Genomic DNA, 17,955 nt, shown 5'->3' on the forward strand with positions numbered 1-17,955 from the left:
CGGGCCGTCAGGACGTGGGCTCCTGGTCCGGCGCAGGGAAGCGCAGTTTGTCCACGGCGCCGCGCCGGCGGCGTTCGGGACGGCGGTCGTAGCGCGCGGTGGTGGCCGGTGAGGAATGCCCGACGAGCTGCTGCACGGTGACAAGGTCCACGCCCTCGTCGAGGAGGTCGCCGATGAACGTGCGCCGGAAGTCGTGCGGCGTCATCGACGGCAGCCCCGCCTCACGCCGCCGTTTGACGACGACGTTGCGCACCGCCGCGTCGGTGAGCGGGCGATGCTGCAGTGCCCCCGACTTGTGCACGGGTTTGAACAGCGGCCCGGCCGGCCGGTCGTCCAGGGAGAGCCAGGTTCCGAGCAGCGCGGCGGCCGACTCGTGGAGGTACTCCATCCGTTCCTTGTCGCCCTTGCCGACGATCCGGAGCGCGCGTTCACCGGGGTCGTAGTGTTCGCGGCGCAACCCGGCGATCTCCGAACGCCGCGCACCGGTGGTGTAGAGGGTGGCGAGCAGCGCGGCGTCCCGGCGCCCGGCCGGGCCGGGATCGAGCGCGCAGGCCCGCAGCAGAGCGGCGAACTCGGCACCGTGGATGCTCCGGCCGCTCGGCAGCCTGCTGCCCGTGAAGTTCTTGACCGACCTGGCGCGCTGGTAGTCGTCGGTCGACAGCTCCCCCAGGCTCCACGCCGCCCGCAGCACCCCGCGCAGCGCGGCCAGGTGCTGGTTGCGGTAGGCGGGCGACCAGGGACGTTCGGCTCCGTCAGGGCCCGGCGACGTCTGCCGTCCGAGAAGCGCACGGATCGCCGCCGTGTGCTCGGTGCGCAAGGCCGCCCAGGGAAAGTCTCGCCCCGTGGTCCTCTCCGCTGACGCGCCCGAGGCCTCGACGAGGAACGCGGCGATGCGGTCAAGGCAGGCGGCCATGGTCCGCCTGGAGCGAGGGCTTTGCAGCGACGCCACGTACACCAGGTAGGGGTTGCGGGGCGCGGGCACCTCAGCCGTGATCAGGTGCGGCGGCTCGTTCAGGTGTGTCCGGGGCGCGGCCGTCGGCACGACCTCACTCACATGATCCACGCGTAGACCCTAGCCCCCGCCCGGTCAGCGCGCGGGTCAGCGCCGCGAGATCGTCGGGCTTGTCGGAACCGCCAAAGTCGAACCGGAGCCCCGCTCGCTTGGCGAGGCGGGCGAGCAACCCGACGCCGCCATGGGGCAACGTCGTCGTGATCACGTGGGAGTGGTGAAGGCGCTCCAGCCGGCCATCGAAGACCGCGGCGTCAACGTCGAGCGGAATGTCCGTCTTTCTCACGACAGGAAGCCGCCGACCACACGCCGGACCTTGGTCATCGCCGCGTCGTCGCCCAGCCGCGCCGCGGTGTTGGCCGCGGTGAGAACGGCGTCGATCTGGAAGGCCGCCAGATCGACGTCCAGCTCGGCGATCTCTTGCGCGCGGACGGCCTGGCGCAGTTCCCCGGCGATGAGGGCCAGCCAGTCCTGGTGGTGGCGGATCAGCGCGTCACGGACTGGTCCCGGCCGGCTGTCGAAGTCGGGGAGGCTGGCCACCCAGAAGCAGCCGCCCGCGAACAGCGGCGTCTCGACGTAGGTGATCCAGTGTTCGGTCAGCGCGTGAAGGCGCGCGGCACCCGAGCGGACGGCCATGGCGGGCCCGACCACCGCGTCGAGGAACGCCTCGCGCGCCGCCGCGACCGTGGCCAGCTGCAGTCTCTCCTTGGTCCCGAACAGGGTGGCGATCCCGCTCTTGCTGAGCCCGAGATCGGTGGCCAGGCGCCCCATGGTCAGCCCGGTGAGGCCCTCCAGCGACGCCACGTCCACGGCATGCCGGGCGATGGCCTGCCGGGCGCGCGCGCCACGCAGCAGGCGCTGATCCTCACCCTGCGGCGGATCCTCACGCAGCCGCTGATCGTCGCTCTGCCGTTGATCTTCCGTCCGCGGGTGGTTCACATCGCCCATGCCTCCATCCTGTCACGGCTCGCCTTCTACGTACGAACGATCGTACGTTTACTTTCGTAGCCCTCACCGCGAACGTTCAGACCGAAGAATCCGGCCCGTTCTGCGTGTCGCCCGCCACCGGCGCGGACCTCCTTGCCGTCGCCCTGGCGCCGATTCGTCCCGATCGGAGACGGCCTGTCGGCCGACACCGGCCTTCCGGTTACACCAGGCTGGGCTGGCCGGACCATGTCGCCGACGCCCTGCGCCGCGTTCAGCCGAGCGAACGCTGCGGCGTGTGTTGGCGGTCACCACGGGCGCCGGCGCTCAGCTGACGACGTTCACGCTGGGCCGGGCGTTCGTCGTGCCGAGGTTCGAGGACTGGCCGGACCGGGTGCGCACGCTCAACGCCATCACCCGGCGGCAGGCCGCCGAGGTCATCAACTGGCTCGCCCGCCTGAGGGCCGAGGTCAGGTGACCGTGACCTCTATCGGCGGCCTACCTTGCTCAGGAAGTCGGCCAGGTTGGCCGTGGTCCGGTCGATCTGTTCCTGGAGGGTGAGCGACTCCTGGATACGGGCTCCGGGACCGGCCTGCTTCTTGCCCCTCAGATAGAGGGAACACGCCAGATCGGTGCAGAAGTAGGCGCCCACGGAATTGCCCTCCTGCCCGTTCCGGCCCGCTCTGCGCGCGGTCATCAGCGAAACGCCGTCTCCTGGGTGCGTCGTCAGGCACAACGAGCACATGCTGCGCCGTGCGTGCCCGGCGTAGGACGCCGTCAAGCGCAGCGCCACGCCCACAAGCCCGCCGTCGTCCGGCTCGGTGACCAGATAGGCGCGCTGCGGCGAAGCCGGGTCTCGCCACCCGAGGAAGTCCAGGTCACCCCACGGAAGTGTGGCCAGGTCCCTGGGCACGGCCAGACGCTTCGCCTCGCCCTTGGTGCAGTTGACGAACGATGCGCGGATGTCGCGCTCGGTGACTGGTCTCATACTTGTAAGGTATGTTTCCTAGGAGCATTAGGCAAACACTTAGGAGTATTAGGAAGGGTGACATATGGCACGTGCCGGACTGAACGCAGAACGGCTGACCCAGGCCGCGGCCGACCTGGCTGACGAGGTCGGGTTCGAGAACGTGACGATCTCGGCCGTGGCGCGCAGGTTCGGGGTCACGAACGCCAGCCTGTATTCGCATGTCAAGAACCTGCAGGACCTGAAGGCCAGGGTGGCGGCGCACGCCCTCGCCGAACTCGCCGACCGGGCCGCCGCCGCGCTGGCCGGCCGCGCGGGCAGGGACGCGCTGGCCGCGTTCGCGAGCGTGTACCGCGACTTCGCGAAGGAGCATCCGGGCCTGTACGCGGCTGCGCAGTTCCGGCTGGACCCGGAAACGGCGGCCGCCGGTGCCGCACGCCGGAATGCCGAACTGACGCGGGCGCTGTTGCACGCCTACACGCTGCCGGAGCCTGACGAGACCGATGCGGTACGGCTGCTAGGCAGCGTGTTCCATGGCTATGTGAGCCTGGAGATCGCCGGTGCGTTCAGCAATCATCCCCGTGACATCGACGCATCGTGGTCCAAGGCGCTGGACGCCCTGGACACGGCCCTACGAAACTGGCCCTCGTCCTGACGCACGCCACGGCGCGCTCATGGCCGTACAGCTCCCGCGGTCACCGTGGGGTGAGCCGGATGACCGGGTATTGCCGGTCGGATTTGGCTTGGTACTTGGCGTAGCGGGGCTGGGTGGCGGTGATGCGCTGCCACGCCTGTTCACGGTCGGCGTCGTCGAGCCGGTGCGGCGTCACCGGCACGGCCTCCTGGCCGGGCATCTCGATCGCCGCCTTGTCCGGGTGCGCCATCAGATTGACGTACCAGGCCGGGTCCATGCTTCCGCCGCCCGATGCGACGACCAGCCGGGTGTCCTCGCCGTCGGCGAACCAGGCCAGGGGCGTCTGCCGCGGCAGGCCGCTGCGGCGCCCCTCGGTGTGCAGGATCAGCACGTCCATGCCCATGAACCTCCCGCGGCCACGTCGGATCTTGCGGTTGATACGGGCGTTCATCGTCCGCTGCATCCACCGTGACACCGCTCCGGGCTTGCGGCCTCCGCGGCTGTCTGTCTGCTCTTCACGTGTCATCGTGCTGCCTGCCCGGCCGCGATCAAGCCTTGGCCTGCTGCTGGATCCGGATCAGATTGCCCGAGGGATCACGGAAGGCGCTGTCGCGCGGCCCCCAGGGCTGGTCGATGGGTTCCTGCAGGACCTCGGCGCCGGAGGCCCGCACACGCTCGAACGTCGCGTCGACGTCGTCGGTGCTGAAGATCATCATCGGCAGGACGCCCTTCGTGAGCAGCTCCTGCAGGGCGTCGCCGTCGGCCTGGGAACGACCGGCGTGCGGCTGCGACAGGACGATGTCCACGTCCGGCTGCGTCGGGCTGCCGAGCGTGACCCAGCGGAAGCCGTCCGAAGAGACGTCTTTGCGGACCTCAAGGCCCAGCGCGTCCCGGTAGAAGGCCAGCGACTCGTCCACGTCGTTGACGGTGATGTGGCAGTACTGAAGTGCGATGGTCATGTCACCAACAGTAGGCAACGGCCATTCCGGCGTGCTTCTCCGATCCTGCTCGGCGGCTCCGCCCCGCGTACAACGGCCTTGGGGAACATCGGAACAGCGGCTATCGGTGAGAATGATCATGGTCGGTTAGTGCACTGATCCACTCCGTCGCTGGGGTTCGGCGAAACGGCCGCCGGACCGGCCCCGAAGGCGCCGTTGCTGGAGCGGACGGCGGAGCCCAAGCGCACGGCGCTGATGCGGCATCTGGAGGCGAAGGCGATCGACGAGGCCCTGGACCTGTTCCAGGTGCTCATGGCCACCAGGCTGATCAGCACGGCCAGGCGCGCCACTGACAAGGAGCGGCTGTCCACGCTGCCGCAGTCGGAGAAGGCGTCGCGGACGCTCGCCCGCGCGGCGAAGGCGCTGTTAGAGGAGCTGGAGCTGGTCGAGGAACTCGACGCGGACGTGGACGTGGCCGCACTGTGGGCGGCGGTGGAGGAGGTGGCGCCCGGGTTGCGGTGATGAGCGCGACGGCCACCGTGGTGGCCTTGGTGCCGCAGGACGAGGATTCCGCTGAGACCGCCACGCGGTCGGCCCTGGCCACCAGGTACAACACGGTGAAGCCGTTCCTGGCGCTGCTGGGCGAGTCCAAGGCGCTGTCGGCGGCGACGGGCGGTGCCCGGGTGCTGGCCGGGGTCCGCGGGCTCCCGGCGCTGGCCCGGCGGAAGGTGAGCGTCAAGCCGCTGCTGCCGCGTGAGGTGGACGACAAGCTGGTGCCGCCAGCGTGGCGCGAGGCCGTCTACGCCAACCCCGACCTGCCGCAGGGGGCGGTCGACCGCGACGCGTACGTGGTGTGCGTGCTGGAGCAGCTGCACCGGGCCCTGAACCGGCGTGACGTGTTCGCCTCGCCCTCGCACCGCTGGTCCGATCCACGCGCGCGGCTGCTGGACGGAGCCGAGTGGGAGGCCGTGCGCGAGGACGTCCTGGCAGGGCTGAGCCTGGACATGCCGGTCGAGGAGCACCTGGCGGAGCTGGTGCGGGGCCTGGACGCGGGCTGGAAACCACTGGCCGAACGCCTCGCGGAGGCGGGGCCGTCCGCGAGGGTCAGCATCGAGACGACCGACAGCGGCCGGGTGAGGCTGAACGTCGACAAGCTCGGCGCGCTCGGTGAGCCGCAGTCCCTGGCCTGGCTGTGCGGCCGGGTCGAGAAGATGCTCCCGAAGATCGACCTGCCCGACTTGCTGTTCGAGGTGCACGCCTGGACCGGGTTCTTGGATGCCTTCGTCCACCTCGGCGACGGCACCACCCGTATGAAGGACCTGGTCACTTCGGCGGTCGCGTTGCTGGTGTCGGAGGCGTGCAACATTGGCCTGACCTCCGTGGTGAACCCGAACTACGAGGCGCTCACCCGATCCCGGCTCGTGCACGTCGACCAGTATTACCTGCGGGCCCACACCATCGCCGCGGCGAACGCGAAGCTGATCTCCGCCCAGGCCGAGGTGCCCATCGTCCGGTTCTGGGTGAAGGGCTGCTCGCCTCCGTGGATGGACTTCGGTTCGTCGTCACCGTGCGGACCATCAGCGCGGCGCCCTCACCGAAGTACTTCGGGTCCAAGCGCGGCATTACCTGGCTCAACGCCGTCAACGACCAGGTCGCGGGCATCGGGCAGATGGTCGTGCCCGGTACCCCGCGTGACTCCCTGCACATCCTGGACGCGTTGCTGAACCTGGACGGCGGGGTGAAGCCGGAGATGGTGGCCACCGACAACGCCTCCTACTCCGACATGGTGTTCGGCCCGTTCAAGATTCTGGGCTACAACTTCTCCCCGCGCTTCCCCACCTTGCCGACCAGCGGTTCTGGCGCGCGTCCATGCCCGGGGTGGAGGCGAGGATCTACGGGGTGCTGGAGGACCTAGCCCGCAACCGCGTGAACCTGAACAAGGTGATCACGCACTGGCCGGACATGCTGCGGGTGGCCGGTTGCCTAGTCACCAACCAGGTCCGCGCCTACGACCTGCTGCGGGTGGTCGACCCGGTCGACGACACCTACCGCCGCCAGATGAACCGGCAGCTCACCGTGCAGGAGTCCCGCCACAAGCTCGCCCGGGACGTGTGCCACGGCAAACGCGGCACCATCCACCAGGCGTACCGCGACGGGATGGAGGACCAGCTCGGCGCGCTCGGCCTCGTGCTCAACGCCGTGGTGCTGTGGACGACGCGGTACATCGACGCGGCCGTCCAGCACCTCCAATCCGAGGGCCACGAGATCCGGGACGAGGACATCGCCCGGCTCTCACCGCTCAAACACCGCAACCTCAACGTCCTCGGACGCTACAGCTTCACCGCCTCCAACCCGGCCGGAGGCGACCTGCGGCCCCTGCGCGACCCGGACGCGCCCGACCTGGACGAGGACGAGTCCGGTGCCGAGTGACCCTGGACCGGGTCCAGCCCACATACGCCGGAAACCCGCATTGAACGGAGCTCAGTGGCACTGCCAGGTGAAACGGGCTTGGTCGAAACGACGGGCGGCAAGGTCTTCGGCGGTGGTCAGCCAATAGAGGCAGCCCGCATCTCCCCACATCATGTCCGCGTCGTCGTCGCTGGCGAACTGGGCGAGAAGCTCCCACCGTGACGCCTCGGCGAGGATGTCGTCCCGATGGGGATTGTCGGGGGTCCAGTCGCCGAGATCCCAGTCCGGTGGAAAGTCGGCGACCTCGTACTCGACCTGGCCCTGGACATTGTTGGGCAGGCCACCCATCTGGTGCTTGCTGGTAGAGCACAGGACCCGCACGGCGTCGTTGAACTCGGCGTACATCGGGTCGCTGTCCAGCGTCTCAAGGGCGATGCCAAGTGGTCCATACATCTCGTAGGTCTCGATCATCGGAAAGCAAACGGCCGGCTCGGCATGAAGCAGCACCTGCTTGTAGGGCTCCAGCGGCCTCGGTGTCCGGCATGGCTGCACAGGTGTTCCCGCAGGGACGTACAGGATCCGGGAGCCGGGCCGGGACTCGGGTTCTGACGGACTAACCCAGCTTTGATAGTTGTCGGCCTGCCCGTCGAAGTAGAAGAACAGCAGTGTGCCGCTCGTCGGTAGGGGCAGCCCCGTCCTGGTGGCCGACAGCGGGCCGCAGTCGAGTGCGGCGACGAAGGACAGCGGACCGTGACCCTCCCATACCGGCCAATCGAGGGTCTTCGGAAGCCGCGGTTCGCCGCCCAGGAACCCGACCGGTGCGTCTCCGGGCTGGGCAGCCGAAAGGATCTGACCTGACGGTTTCAACAGCGAGCAATATCGGTCCGCGAGATCGGCGGGAAGCCGTTCATGCGCCAAGGCGCTGACCTGAGAGCAACTGATCATCATGCGGCGGAAGTATGCCAAACGCCTGTGACGGAGCGAACCAGAACGACCGGCGGTCCGACACCGGCTCCCGGAACTGGCAGCCTACGCATGCGCCCACCTGTCGGCAAACGAGCGTTTGACGACAGGCGTCGCGCGCGGTCGATGACCCGGGCGTGATCAGGGCACCGGGACGGCAGCGATCCAATCAAATCCGATGGTGATTGATGACAGGGTTTGACGATAGATGGGGTCCGATCCTCCGCAGGGAAGGGCCCCGATGGCGAACCTGATCTACAAGCGGGTTTCGACCGACCAGCAGTCGACCGCCCGGCAGAACCTCGTCCTCGCCGAGGCCCGGATCGCCGACCCGGTCACCTTCGAGGAACAGGCCGGCACTTCCAGCCGCCTCCACCCGCTCCAGCGGCCCAAGTTCGGCGAGCTGCTGACCTACGCGCGGCCCGGCGACACCGTGCACATCTCCGAGATGTTCCGTCTCGTACGCGGCACCCAGCACATCCTCGACGTGCTGCACCGCAACCGCCTCGCCCTGCGCATCCACGACGGCGCGTTCTCCGCGATGGACCTCACCGCCCGCCACCCACGCACCGGAGAACTGCTGTCCACGGTCAAGTTCATGGTCCAGACCCTCGCGGCCGCCGGAGAACTCCAGCGCGACCTCCAACGCGAACTGACCTACGACGGACTACGGGCCGCCGAAGCCAAGGGCAACAAGGGCGGCCGCCGCCCAGCCATCACCACCGACAAGACCACCGCCGTCCGCACCGCCTACCTGAACGGCCGATCCATCGCCACTCTGGCCCGCGAGCACGGCGTCAGCCGCGGCGCCATCCGCACGGCCGTCGCCGACCTCATGCCCAACCACACCGCGACGGCCGACCAACAGAACGCCCCAGCCCCGGAGCTGCCGGTCACGCTGGACATGCCGGGCAAGGTCGCCGACTTCCTCCGCACCGCCGAGCTGGAGCCTGCCGAACGGGCCGCGCTCGACCACGGCGTGACCGTCCGGCGCGGCCAGGGCTACACCCTGCGCATCAGCGCCACGTCCGCGATCCACCGCCAGCTCCTCGCACACTGCCAGCCCTCGACGGCAGCACCCAGGGCCACCCCCGCCATCCCGGCACAGCGCAAGGCCCGCCGCGAGTACGAGAACCGCGTCAACGCCCTCCCGGCAGCCACAGCCGGACCATGATCGTTCTCACCGATAACCGCTGTACTGATGTTCCTCAAGGCCGTACAACGGTGCCCCGGCCTCATCCAGGAGGCCGGGGCACCGATGACCAGGCTGTGGGTCATCCCCGCTTGGTGACTGTCCGCTTCTTCACGCCCGTGTCGCCGGCCGTGGCCTTCCAGGTCTGCTTGCCCTTGGAGTTCTTGTAGCTGAGGTAGGTGTAGCAGTACTTGGTCTTCTTGCACGTCCTGGTTCTGAGAGCGGCGAAAAAGCCGTTCCTCTCAAGCACGATGGAGGTCCTGATAGTCGTCTTGCGCGAGCACGCGATGCCCACCTGCGCGTAGACCTGCTTACCGGAGAAGTAGATCTGGCTGTTCTTCGGAGTCGTTATCTTGCAGCTGATCCGCTGAGCCTCGGCCGTGTCCGCCGCTTGGGCGGGAGCGCTCAGGACGGTCGCGAGCGCCACTGGGACCAGCCCTGCCAGGACGGCTTTCCTTCTCATGGACTTCCTCTCGGGACGACGGACGTGCGCTGCCAGAACCTCTTCCTGGCCCACCTTGGGCGGCTATGAGCGCAGACCGCTCAAGCCGACCATCCGTGCGTCTCCAAGCCGTCTCAGGAACGTCTCCGCGCCTACTCGCCAGCGCGGCGCTCCAGCCGTCTACGCGGCGCAGAACTCGTTGCCCTCCGGGTCCAGCATGACCCACCAGTGCCCGGCAGGGCCTTGGTCCACTTCGCGGACGCGGGTCGCGCCCAGGCCCTCCAGCCGTGACACCAGTGCGTCGAGACCGCCGGGCTCGCTGTGCACGTCAATGTGCAGGCGGTTCTTGCCGGACTTCTCCTCGGGTACATCCTGGAAGAGCAGCCGCCGCCCTCGGCCGATGCCGCTGGTCTCGTCGAAAGGGTCCTCGGGATGGCGGATTGCGGCGTAGCCACGGAAAATCTTGCGGCCGTGATGCTCGATGATCGCCTCCTCACCGACGTGGCCCGCGGCGAGCAACCGTTCGATGAGGGTGCTGGGATCCTCCACCTCGTAGTCGAGGGCCCCGGCCCAGAAGTCGGCGAGCGCGGGCGCGTTGTTGCTGTCGATGACCAGTTTCCAGCTCAGTGCCATGTAACTGGTTATATTGGTTACATGGACTCGACCGCAAGCGCGAGGGCCGCCGTGCAGGTCAAAATTTCGGTCCGGTCGATGTGACGGTGACAGGACCGCCAGACGGTGCCTGGCCTGCGCCGTAAGGCGATGCTCGCGGTGCAGGCGGCCGACCCGCGATCACAGCGTGCCGGGGGCTTGAGCGGCAACCGAACGGCCAGTCACGTCAAGGAGCCCGCAGGGCGCGTCTTATCGTGACCGGCCGTGCCGATGATGAGGTTCACGGTGCGGCGGAAGGTCGCGGCGGCGGCTTCGCCGTCAACTTGGGTACGCATGACGGGCAGCACCGCGCAGGTGAGTTCATCGGGCCGAACAGATTCGTCTCGACCTGAGCGCGCCCACCACCTGGTGGCAGGCCACCAGGTCTGATAGGCGAGGTTGGCGCCCAGACCGCGGCCTACACCCCGGTGATCAGGGAGGTTGGCGTGACGACCCATCAGGAGCCGGTGTCGGCGCGTGAGACGAGGTCGGCGATGCGGGCCCACATCTGCGGTGGGTTGGAGTACATGGGGAAGTGGGCGCAGTGTTCGATCTCGGCGAGTTCGACGTCGTCTTCGGCCAGGGTTGGGAGGTAGGACAGGGTGTTGTTCTGCTCTCCGTACATGAACATCTTCGGTGCGGGGAGCGCGAGGAACCGGTCGAGGAGTTTGCCGTGGTCGGAGAGGCCGACCATGGATTCGAAGATCGGCGTGACCGCTGCGGCCCGGATCTTGTGGGGAAGGCTGGAGGCGTACAGGGCGCCCCCGTAGAAGCGCGAGTCGCCGACGCGTTCGGCGAGGCGGGCCAGGAACTCGTCGGGATCGTCATGGGAGTGGGTGAGGATCTGTCGGCTGAGGAAGCAGTCCTCAGGCGCGAGGTTGCCCTCGATGTTGGTGAAGCTGGCGATCCTGCCGGGGTCGCTGTCGGCGAGCAGGAGCGCGGTCAGGCCCCCCATCGAGTGCCCGACGAGGTGGAACCGGTCGATCTGCCGGGCCATGAGAACCCGCTCGGCGACCGAGACCAGGTAGGGGATGGAGACGGCGGCGAGGTCCGCGCAGGTGCTGGCGCCGCAGCCGGGCGCGTCGTAGGCCAGAACGGGGCGGTCGGCGAGCCGTTCCTGGAGGACGACGTCGGCGTAGTCCTCCTTGGTCGATCCGAAGCCGTGCAGGAACACCAGGGGCATGCCGGTGCCGCCTCGGTGGAGACCCGACACCTCGATGCGGGTCGCGTCGACGGTGAGGGGAAGGGTGAAGCGCTGGAGTTTCCTGACGGGGCTCATCGGGCCTCCTCCAGCTTCTGTACCGCCGGCTCGTACTCGGCGGCGGGGGTGCCCTGGGCACGGAGCGGTTCGGACTTGGCGGCCACGGCGAAGATCGGATCGTCCGTCATCGGTGACACCGCCCGGCCGTTTCGAAGTCGTTGTACAGGTCGAGGGTGCTGCGGCCTTCCCGCAGCCGCTTCATCAGCTCGTTCTCGTGGGTCACGCGCGCGACGGCGCGGTCGAGGATCCGTTCGGTGTCGGACGCGGGAAGGGCCACGACTCCGTCGACGTCCCCGACGACGAGGTCGCCGGGGTTGACCGTGACGCCGCCGACCTTGACGGGACGCCCGAGAACGCCACGGAAGTCCTTGCGGGTGCCGAGGATCGCGTTGTTACGCGAGAAGACCGGGAAGCCGAGCGCCGCGGTCTCCGCGGCGTCCCGGACGCCGCCGTCGATGAGCAGGCCCGCGATCCCGCGTTGCTGGGCGGCCACGGTGAGGATCTCGCCCCAGTGGCCGAAGCGGGCGCCGCCGACGTCGGCGACCAGGACCGACCCGGGCGGGGCCTGCGGTACGGCGTGGTGCAGGGCGAGGTTGTCGCCGCCGGCGCCCTGCACGGTGAACGCCGGGCCGCACAGCCGGGCACCGGCCCACAGCGACCGGATCTGCGGGGACAGCGCCACGAAGAGTCCGGACGCCTCGGACAGGGTCGCGCTGGAATGACCACGGGCGAGATCGTTGCTGCTCACGAGGGGCCCTTCCGGGTCTGAAGCGAGTGGTAGCCGTGCTCGGCGCGCGCCTCGGCCAGTGTGGCGCCGCCGCGGACGGCCTCGATGATGGCCTCTTCGGCGCGGTCGATGCGCCGGGCGATGTCCACGACCTCGTCCCAGCGGGCGGTGGGGACGACGAGAGCGCCGTCGTCGTCGGCCACGAGGATGTCGCCGGGGCGGATGACGACACCGCCAATGGTGATGGCCGTCTGGACCGCGGCCACCCGGACACGGTCCTTGCCGGTGCGCATGAACCGGGAAACCGACCAGATCGGGTAACCGGCGGCGGCCGCGACGGCGACGTCACGGCAGGCGCCGTTGATGACGGTGCCCGCGATGCCGCGCTGGTGGGCGGTCCGGCTCATGATGCCGCCCCACACCGTGCAGCCGGTGCGGCCGGCGTTGTCGATCAGGATCACCGCGCCGGCGGGCACGTCGTCCAGGAAGTCGCCTACCGTGCCGCCCGCCTCGTCGACCGGCTCGTACGTCACGGTGAAGACCGGCCCGACGACCCGCTGGCCCTGGCGCAACGCGCCGATGCCGTGGAGGGACCCGGGGAGCCCGAGCGAGTCGAGGGCGTCGGAGACCGGCGCGGTGGACAGGCCGGTGGCGAGGTCCTCGGTGGGGGCGCTCATCGGACCGGCTCGTTCTCTCCGGCGAGGCGGGCGTCGTCCATGGCCTGGGAAAGGGGCGCGCCCGCGCGCACCTCGTCGGCGATGGCGCGCTCCCTGGCAACGATCGCGGTGGCGATCTCCGCGACTTCCTCGGCCCGGACGCGCGGGACGACGACAAGACCGGTCTCGTCGGCGACGATGACGTCGCCCTGCTCGACCGTGAGCCCGGCGACGCCGACCGGCTCGCCGGCGGAGCGCTGCCGCAGCCTGCCCCGCGCCGTGGCCGGGATCGAACCCCGCGAGAACACCGGGAAACCCAGCTCGCGAGCCTCCGCCACATCGCGGCACACGCCGTCGGCGACGACACCGCGGACCCCGCGCTGGACCGCGCCCAGACTCAGGATGCCGCCCCAGCACGACACGTCGGTGCGGCCCTGATTGTCGACGACGATCACACTCTGGTCGTCGGAGATCTCGACGGCCGTAGTGGCGATGTGGGCTCCGGAAGGGCCGTCAGTGCGCGGTTCGAGCCCCACGGTGACGGCGAACCCCACGACCGCCGAGGGCCCCCACACCGGACGGATGCCACCGACTCCGGAGGGAAGCCCGAGCCGGTCGAGCGCGTCGCTGACCGCGGCCGAGCCGACCGCCGCGAAGCGACTCAGGAGAGATGAGTTGCTCATGGCTTCCACCTCAACAGCCTCCGCCTATATTCGGAAGGTCTGATTTCATCTATCAGTAAGAGGCTGAGCGAATCATGATGGAGATCCGGCAGGCCCGGTACTTCGTCGCGGTCGCCGAAGAACTCCACTTCGGCCGCGCGGCCAGGCGGCTGCAGATGTCCCAGCCCCCGCTGTCCCAGGCGATCAAGCAGCTCGAACAGCAGCTCGGCTGCGAACTGCTGCACCGCACCCAGCGGTCAGTCGCCCTCAGCCCCGCCGGAGCCGTCTTCCTGGACCACTGCCGCGCCCTGATCCGGCACGCCGAGGAAGCCGAAGCCGCCGCCCGGCAGGCCGCCACCGGGCGCGGCGGGCGGCTGAGCCTGGGAGCCGTCGCCTCGGCGTTCTCCTGGCCTCTGCCGCTCGTACTGGAGCGGTTCCACCAGGCCCTGCCGGACGTCGAGATCCGCACCCAGGAGATCGACACCCACGAGGCCGCGGCGGGGCTCCTGGACCGCTCGCTCGACTGGGCGATCGTGCGCCAGACCGCCCCGGTGCGCGGCACCACGGCGACCTCGCTGTTCGCCGACCGGTTCGTCGCGGCTCTGCCCCCGCACCACCCCGCCGCCGACGCCACCGGCCCGCTGGACCTGGCGGACCTCGCGGGCGGCCCGTGGGTGTGGCTGCACCGCCACATCTCCCCCGACTACCACGACGCCATGGCGACCATGTGCCGTGCCGCCGGATTCAGTCCCGTCCCCGTCCACTGGGCACGGTCGGTGACCTCGCAGATCGCCATGGTCGAATGCGGACTCGGCGTCACCGTCGTGCCCGCCGCGGCGTCCGCGTCACGCCCCGCCGTCCGCTTCAGACCACTCCGCCACGCGACGGCGACCATCGACCTCACCGCCATGACGAGATCCAACCCCGGCGCACTGGCCGAACGCCTCACCACCATTGCCACACAACTGACCACGGCACAGGCACCCCCGCCGCACCACTGACTCCGATGACGAACACAGCGGGCCGCAACCGGAATACGGCCGATGCCGCCGAGGGCCGTCCCGTCGACCTCGCCGTCGGCCGCCGTCCCCGACCACGCACCTCGGCCTCGAGTCCCATGCGGCGAGACGTGTGCCGGGGAACGAGCTATGCACCGTCGTTGCCATCGCGCAGGGAATGGATCATGCTCCGCAGGATCCGGAACGCCTGTGACCGCTCGGTCTCGGTCATGCCGGCCAGCATTCTGTCCTCGACGGACCGGACCGCTACGGTCGCCTTCTCGAGCTTCCGTCGGCCGCGAGGCGTGAGTCGCGTGGGAAGAGCCTTCCCGGCGGGTGCCTTCGCAGGCCTGGTCACGTCGCCCTCTCGTTCCAGGGCCTGCAGCAGCACGTTCATCGTCTGCCGTGTCACGAACGCGCCCCGCGCGAGCTCGGAGTTCGACAAGCCCGGTCGTTGAGCCAGCAGTTCGAGGCAGGAGTAGTGCGTCACGCTCATGCCGAGCGGCCGCAGCACCTCCTCCATGGCCGCGCGCAGGGCGCTCGACGCCTCTTTCAGCAGGTAGCCCAGCGACGTCTCCAGGTCGACGCCGACATCGTTTTGACCCATGTCAGTATTCTGACATACACTGCCCTATGTCAGAAAACTGACATAGAAGAAGGAGCATTATCATGCCCGCCACCGGCCCTGACTTCATCTCGCTCCAAGCGCGCGACCTCGACGCATCGCAGGCGTTCTACGAGCAGTACCTCGGCCTCGTCCGCTCGCAGGCCGGACCTCCGCACGCCGTCGTCTTCGAGACGAAGCCGATCGCGTTCGCACTGCGCGAGGTCATTCCCGGCACCGATCTCGCATCGGTTGCTCAGCCCGGCATCGGTGCCGCGATCTGGCTCCACGCCACAGACGTCCAGGCCATTCACGACGCTCTCGTCGCCGACGGTCACACCATCGTCTCGGCACCGATCGACGGCCCCTTCGGTCGGACCTTCGCCTTCGCCGACCCCGACGGCTACCAGATCACTCTCCACGACCGCGCCGGATAGGCCAAACGCCACCGGACGATCACCGACCGCGGACATGCGACGCCGATGAGCCGGCCGCGGGGCGAAAGCGGAATCTGCCCTCGCCGGTGGTGGCAGACTCCGACCGGCAGTCCACGCACCGGAGCGACAGCCTGGTCCCGCGGAGGTTCCAGCACGGTATGAGGTGGTGAAGACATGATCTCTCTAGACCTGACACGAGGCCGATTGCGCGCGGCCTCAAACGCTGAAGGGGCCAGGCGCGCACGGGCAGCCCGGCAGAGCCGACGGGAGGGTCGGCTTGATGGTGAGCGGAAGAAGGTGTCAGCTCTACAGAGCAGGCGGCGTCACGCGGCTTGTCCCGCGTCTGGCGTCTGCTGAACTCCTGGCTCGCCGCCCCCGATCGCGCCGCCCGAGTACGACTCCTCCCCGCCGACCTGGCCACTTCCTGACCTCACCGGAAGGGTGAGGCTTGGGACGTCCTGTGGTCGAGGGCTGGGCGTAGGTGGGTGTAGGCCCAGCCGGCCAGGGTGGTGGGTGTGGTGGTGAGCAGGTCGCGTGGCTGCTCGGGGACCAGGTCACGTGATCCAGCTGTCATGCCGACGATGCCCTCGATCGCGGTCGGGTCCAGGCCGGCTGAACGCAGCGCGTCGCGGACCTGGTCGTCGGTGACGACCTGAAGGCCGATCGGACGGTCCAGTGCCCGGGTGAGGATGTCGGCGACCTGGGTGAAGGTGAGGTCTTCGGGGCCGTGCACGGCCTGCACCACCCGGCCGTGCCAGGCGTCGTTGAGCAGCCGTGCGGCGATCACCTCTCCGATGTCGCGGGGGTCGACCCACGGCATCGGCTTGTCCGGCGGCACCGACGTGGTCAGCACCCCCTGCCGCAGGCCCTCGGCGTCCAACAGCAGATTGGTGAAGAAGTACGCCGCCCGCAGATGCAGCACATCGGTGCCGGCGCCATCCAGCCGCTCCTCGATCCGGGCCAGCCCGTCGATGTGTCCCACTCCGTGTCGCCGCTCAGCACCGATGCTGCTCAACAACACCACCCGCGCCACCTCACCGGCCTGGGCGGCTTCCACCAGGCCTGTGGCGGTGCGCTCGGAGGCGGCGATCGGGTCGGGCACCAGGTGCGGTGTCGGGTCCACCCACAACACCGACCGCACCCCCGCGACCGCCTCCCGCACGAACGCGGCATCGGTCAGATCGCCCTGCCGCACCTGCACCCGTTCACGCGTCGCCGCATCCAGCCGCGCCGGATCCCGCACCAGCACCCGCGGCCGCACCCCCGCCTGCAGCAACAACCGAACCACCCGCGACCCCACATGCCCGGTCGGAGTAGTGACGGCGATCCCTTGATGGTTCTCGGTCCGAACGTCCATGGCAGAGACCCTAGGAAGTGCGGACCCACCTGCAGGAGGGCCGAACGTGTCAATGGCCGGACCTTACGCGTCAGCGCCTGACGCTCCTATGTCTGCGCAAGTCGGTGTTGGCTGCTCGGTTGGGTGACCAGACGCGGTAGATCTCGCGACCGGCCCAGCGGGTGTGGCGGGTGCCTCGCCGCCAGACTTGGCGGATCGATCGGGTGGCGGTGATGTCCTGGGTGGGATCGCCATCGACCAGTACGAGGTCGGCGCGGAGGCTACGCGGCGCCGTGCAGGCCAGGAAGCCGCCGTGCGGACCGTCGTTGGCGTCGGTTCCGGCAAGCAGCGGGACGCCGGCGCGGTGCAGCGCGTTGGTGATGCCATCGGGATGACCGGGAAGCCGTCCACCGGGGTGGTGGCGGCGGCCCTTGCGTTGGTGCTAAGCCGGGGCCAGACGCGGTCGTCGCGCCAGAGCTCGGCGCCTGGCTCTTCTATTTCGAGGCGCGGACCCACAACTTCAGTTCATACGCGAACACCGACGATCCAGAGACCTATGCAGGCGCGCAGGTCCTGTACGTTCCGGACGGTACAGAGGGTGAACCGCGCCGCACGCCAGAACCGCTATCCCCGTACCGGCACGTGCCGTTGCGCAAAGAGCCGGGGATGGACCCAGTCCGCATCACGGATCCGGAGGTGTGGGAGCCGCTAGGGCTGACCGAGGATGATCTCGATGGCGTCGAGCACTTCGAGTACGTGCTCTTCGACGAGGACGAGGCCGGTCATCAGGTGGGCGGGGCGACGGCGGGCGGCTCTACTGGATGACCATGTGCGAGGACCTTGAGGCGCGGCGCTTCGACCGGACCCGGCTCGCGTGGCAGAACCACTAGAAAACCTAGCGTGATCGCGCCACAAACGGCCTGGGGCAGAACCGGTCTTTGTGCCCGCCAGTGGGGCGATCTCCTGGCCACCTACAGGAAGTACTGCCGGGCCCACATTGCAGTGTTCGTCCGTGAGCTCACCAGCAGGCCAAGCCGACGCGGAGCTAACGTCGTGTCGATCGATTCCGGTGCGGGGCTGTCGAACGCCACAATCCAGCAGCGACTGGTTGCTGTCCGGCTGTTCTCCGACCACCTCATCGACGA

General features: G+C 69.1%; 22 protein-coding genes and 1 pseudogene. 8 read left to right on the forward strand and 15 right to left on the reverse strand.

Translation table 11 applies throughout. The annotated features are described in order from the left end of the window. Positions 1–7 precede the first annotated feature (7 nt). The 3 genes from ABD333_RS13865 to ABD333_RS13875 are packed head-to-tail and all read right to left on the reverse strand — an operon-like array spanning position 8 to position 1,957. Positions 8–1,063 (reverse strand): tyrosine-type recombinase/integrase, encoded by a 1,056-nt coding sequence (locus tag ABD333_RS13865; protein WP_344541032.1) that lies wholly within the window; start codon positions 1,061–1,063, stop codon positions 8–10. Continuing rightward, positions 1,047–1,295: a hypothetical protein gene (locus ABD333_RS13870; RefSeq protein WP_344541033.1), complete on the reverse strand. Its 249-nt coding sequence runs from the start codon at positions 1,293–1,295 to the stop codon at positions 1,047–1,049. Before ABD333_RS13870 ends, ABD333_RS13865 begins: the two co-directional genes overlap by 17 nt. Beyond that, positions 1,292–1,957 (reverse strand): TetR/AcrR family transcriptional regulator, encoded by a 666-nt coding sequence (locus ABD333_RS13875; protein ID WP_344541035.1) that lies wholly within the window; start codon positions 1,955–1,957, stop codon positions 1,292–1,294. Before ABD333_RS13875 ends, ABD333_RS13870 begins: the two co-directional genes overlap by 4 nt. Positions 1,958–2,231: 274 nt before the next feature. On the opposite strand from ABD333_RS13875, the gene ABD333_RS13880 reads away from it, so the two are divergent. Then, positions 2,232–2,411, forward strand: a complete 180-nt coding sequence (locus ABD333_RS13880; protein WP_344541036.1) for a hypothetical protein — start codon at positions 2,232–2,234, stop codon at positions 2,409–2,411. A 9-nt stretch (positions 2,412–2,420) separates the two neighbouring features. On the opposite strand, the gene ABD333_RS13885 is transcribed toward ABD333_RS13880, so the two are convergent. Beyond that, entirely contained in the window at positions 2,421–2,921 is a 501-nt protein-coding gene (locus ABD333_RS13885; protein WP_344541038.1) for an FBP domain-containing protein, read from the reverse strand. Positions 2,922–2,985: 64 nt separating this feature from the next. On the opposite strand from ABD333_RS13885, the gene ABD333_RS13890 reads away from it, so the two are divergent. Continuing rightward, complete coding sequence (locus ABD333_RS13890; protein WP_344541039.1) at positions 2,986–3,555, forward strand: TetR/AcrR family transcriptional regulator; 570 nt, start codon at positions 2,986–2,988, stop codon at positions 3,553–3,555. A gap of 40 nt (positions 3,556–3,595) precedes the next feature. Here ABD333_RS13890 and ABD333_RS13895 read toward each other — a convergent pair whose 3' ends face one another. Both ABD333_RS13895 and ABD333_RS13900 read right to left on the reverse strand, forming a co-directional pair. After that, positions 3,596–4,060, reverse strand: coding sequence for a nitroreductase family deazaflavin-dependent oxidoreductase (locus ABD333_RS13895; RefSeq protein ID WP_344541041.1), 465 nt, complete (start codon positions 4,058–4,060; stop codon positions 3,596–3,598). 22 nt (positions 4,061–4,082) lie between these two features. After that, positions 4,083–4,493 carry a VOC family protein gene (locus tag ABD333_RS13900; protein WP_344541043.1) on the reverse strand — a complete coding sequence of 137 codons (411 nt, stop codon included), beginning with the start codon at positions 4,491–4,493 and terminating at the stop codon, positions 4,083–4,085. A gap of 195 nt (positions 4,494–4,688) precedes the next feature. Between ABD333_RS13900 and ABD333_RS13905 the strand changes: the two genes are divergently transcribed. After that, a complete protein-coding gene (locus ABD333_RS13905; RefSeq protein ID WP_344541045.1) occupies positions 4,689–4,994 on the forward strand; it encodes a hypothetical protein in 306 nt (101 codons plus the stop codon). 689 nt (positions 4,995–5,683) lie between these two features. After that, positions 5,684–6,902, forward strand: a pseudogene (locus ABD333_RS13910) (transposase). Between the two features lie 51 nt (positions 6,903–6,953). On the opposite strand, the gene ABD333_RS13915 reads toward ABD333_RS13910, so the two are convergent. After that, on the reverse strand, positions 6,954–7,829 hold the full coding sequence (locus tag ABD333_RS13915; RefSeq protein ID WP_344541047.1) for a YwqG family protein: 876 nt from the start codon (positions 7,827–7,829) through the stop codon (positions 6,954–6,956). 256 nt (positions 7,830–8,085) lie between these two features. On the opposite strand from ABD333_RS13915, the gene ABD333_RS13920 reads away from it, so the two are divergent. Further along, a complete protein-coding gene (locus ABD333_RS13920; RefSeq protein WP_344541049.1) occupies positions 8,086–9,018 on the forward strand; it encodes a recombinase family protein in 933 nt (310 codons plus the stop codon). A 100-nt stretch (positions 9,019–9,118) separates the two neighbouring features. Here ABD333_RS13920 and ABD333_RS13925 read toward each other — a convergent pair whose 3' ends face one another. The 6 genes from ABD333_RS13925 to ABD333_RS13950 form a co-directional block, all read right to left on the reverse strand. Beyond that, on the reverse strand, positions 9,119–9,499 hold the full coding sequence (locus tag ABD333_RS13925; RefSeq protein ID WP_344541051.1) for a hypothetical protein: 381 nt from the start codon (positions 9,497–9,499) through the stop codon (positions 9,119–9,121). A 159-nt stretch (positions 9,500–9,658) separates the two neighbouring features. Beyond that, on the reverse strand, positions 9,659–10,111 hold the full coding sequence (locus tag ABD333_RS13930; RefSeq protein ID WP_344541053.1) for a VOC family protein: 453 nt from the start codon (positions 10,109–10,111) through the stop codon (positions 9,659–9,661). Positions 10,112–10,586: 475 nt separating this feature from the next. Beyond that, positions 10,587–11,408 carry an alpha/beta fold hydrolase gene (locus tag ABD333_RS13935; RefSeq protein WP_344541055.1) on the reverse strand — a complete coding sequence of 274 codons (822 nt, stop codon included), beginning with the start codon at positions 11,406–11,408 and terminating at the stop codon, positions 10,587–10,589. A 106-nt stretch (positions 11,409–11,514) separates the two neighbouring features. Continuing rightward, positions 11,515–12,138: an RraA family protein gene (locus ABD333_RS13940; protein WP_344541056.1), complete on the reverse strand. Its 624-nt coding sequence runs from the start codon at positions 12,136–12,138 to the stop codon at positions 11,515–11,517. After that, on the reverse strand, positions 12,135–12,794 hold the full coding sequence (locus tag ABD333_RS13945; protein WP_344541058.1) for an RraA family protein: 660 nt from the start codon (positions 12,792–12,794) through the stop codon (positions 12,135–12,137). The genes ABD333_RS13940 and ABD333_RS13945 overlap by 4 nt, the downstream gene beginning before the upstream one ends. After that, on the reverse strand, positions 12,791–13,456 hold the full coding sequence (locus ABD333_RS13950) for an RraA family protein (protein ID WP_344541060.1): 666 nt from the start codon (positions 13,454–13,456) through the stop codon (positions 12,791–12,793). Before ABD333_RS13950 ends, ABD333_RS13945 begins: the two co-directional genes overlap by 4 nt. Before the next feature lie 74 nt (positions 13,457–13,530). Here ABD333_RS13950 and ABD333_RS13955 point away from each other — a divergent pair, with 74 nt between their 5' ends. Next, a complete protein-coding gene (locus ABD333_RS13955; RefSeq protein ID WP_344541062.1) occupies positions 13,531–14,436 on the forward strand; it encodes a LysR family transcriptional regulator in 906 nt (301 codons plus the stop codon). A 145-nt stretch (positions 14,437–14,581) separates the two neighbouring features. Here the strand turns inward: ABD333_RS13955 and ABD333_RS13960 are convergent, their stop codons facing one another. Beyond that, positions 14,582–15,040, reverse strand: coding sequence for a MarR family winged helix-turn-helix transcriptional regulator (locus ABD333_RS13960; RefSeq protein WP_344541064.1), 459 nt, complete (start codon positions 15,038–15,040; stop codon positions 14,582–14,584). 62 nt (positions 15,041–15,102) lie between these two features. Between ABD333_RS13960 and ABD333_RS13965 the strand changes: the two genes are divergently transcribed. Then, entirely contained in the window at positions 15,103–15,474 is a 372-nt protein-coding gene (locus ABD333_RS13965; protein ID WP_344541066.1) for a VOC family protein, read from the forward strand. Positions 15,475–15,904: 430 nt separating this feature from the next. Here ABD333_RS13965 and ABD333_RS13970 read toward each other — a convergent pair whose 3' ends face one another. Beyond that, positions 15,905–16,831, reverse strand: a complete 927-nt coding sequence (locus tag ABD333_RS13970) for an NmrA family NAD(P)-binding protein (RefSeq protein WP_344541068.1) — start codon at positions 16,829–16,831, stop codon at positions 15,905–15,907. Positions 16,832–17,476: 645 nt separating this feature from the next. On the opposite strand from ABD333_RS13970, the gene ABD333_RS13975 reads away from it, so the two are divergent. Further along, entirely contained in the window at positions 17,477–17,635 is a 159-nt protein-coding gene (locus tag ABD333_RS13975) for a hypothetical protein (RefSeq protein ID WP_344541070.1), read from the forward strand. Positions 17,636–17,955: the final 320 nt, after the last annotated feature.

It is taken from the genome of Actinomadura fulvescens (assembly GCF_039533225.1).
Classification (GTDB): Bacteria; Actinomycetota; Actinomycetes; order Streptosporangiales; family Streptosporangiaceae; genus Spirillospora; species Spirillospora fulvescens.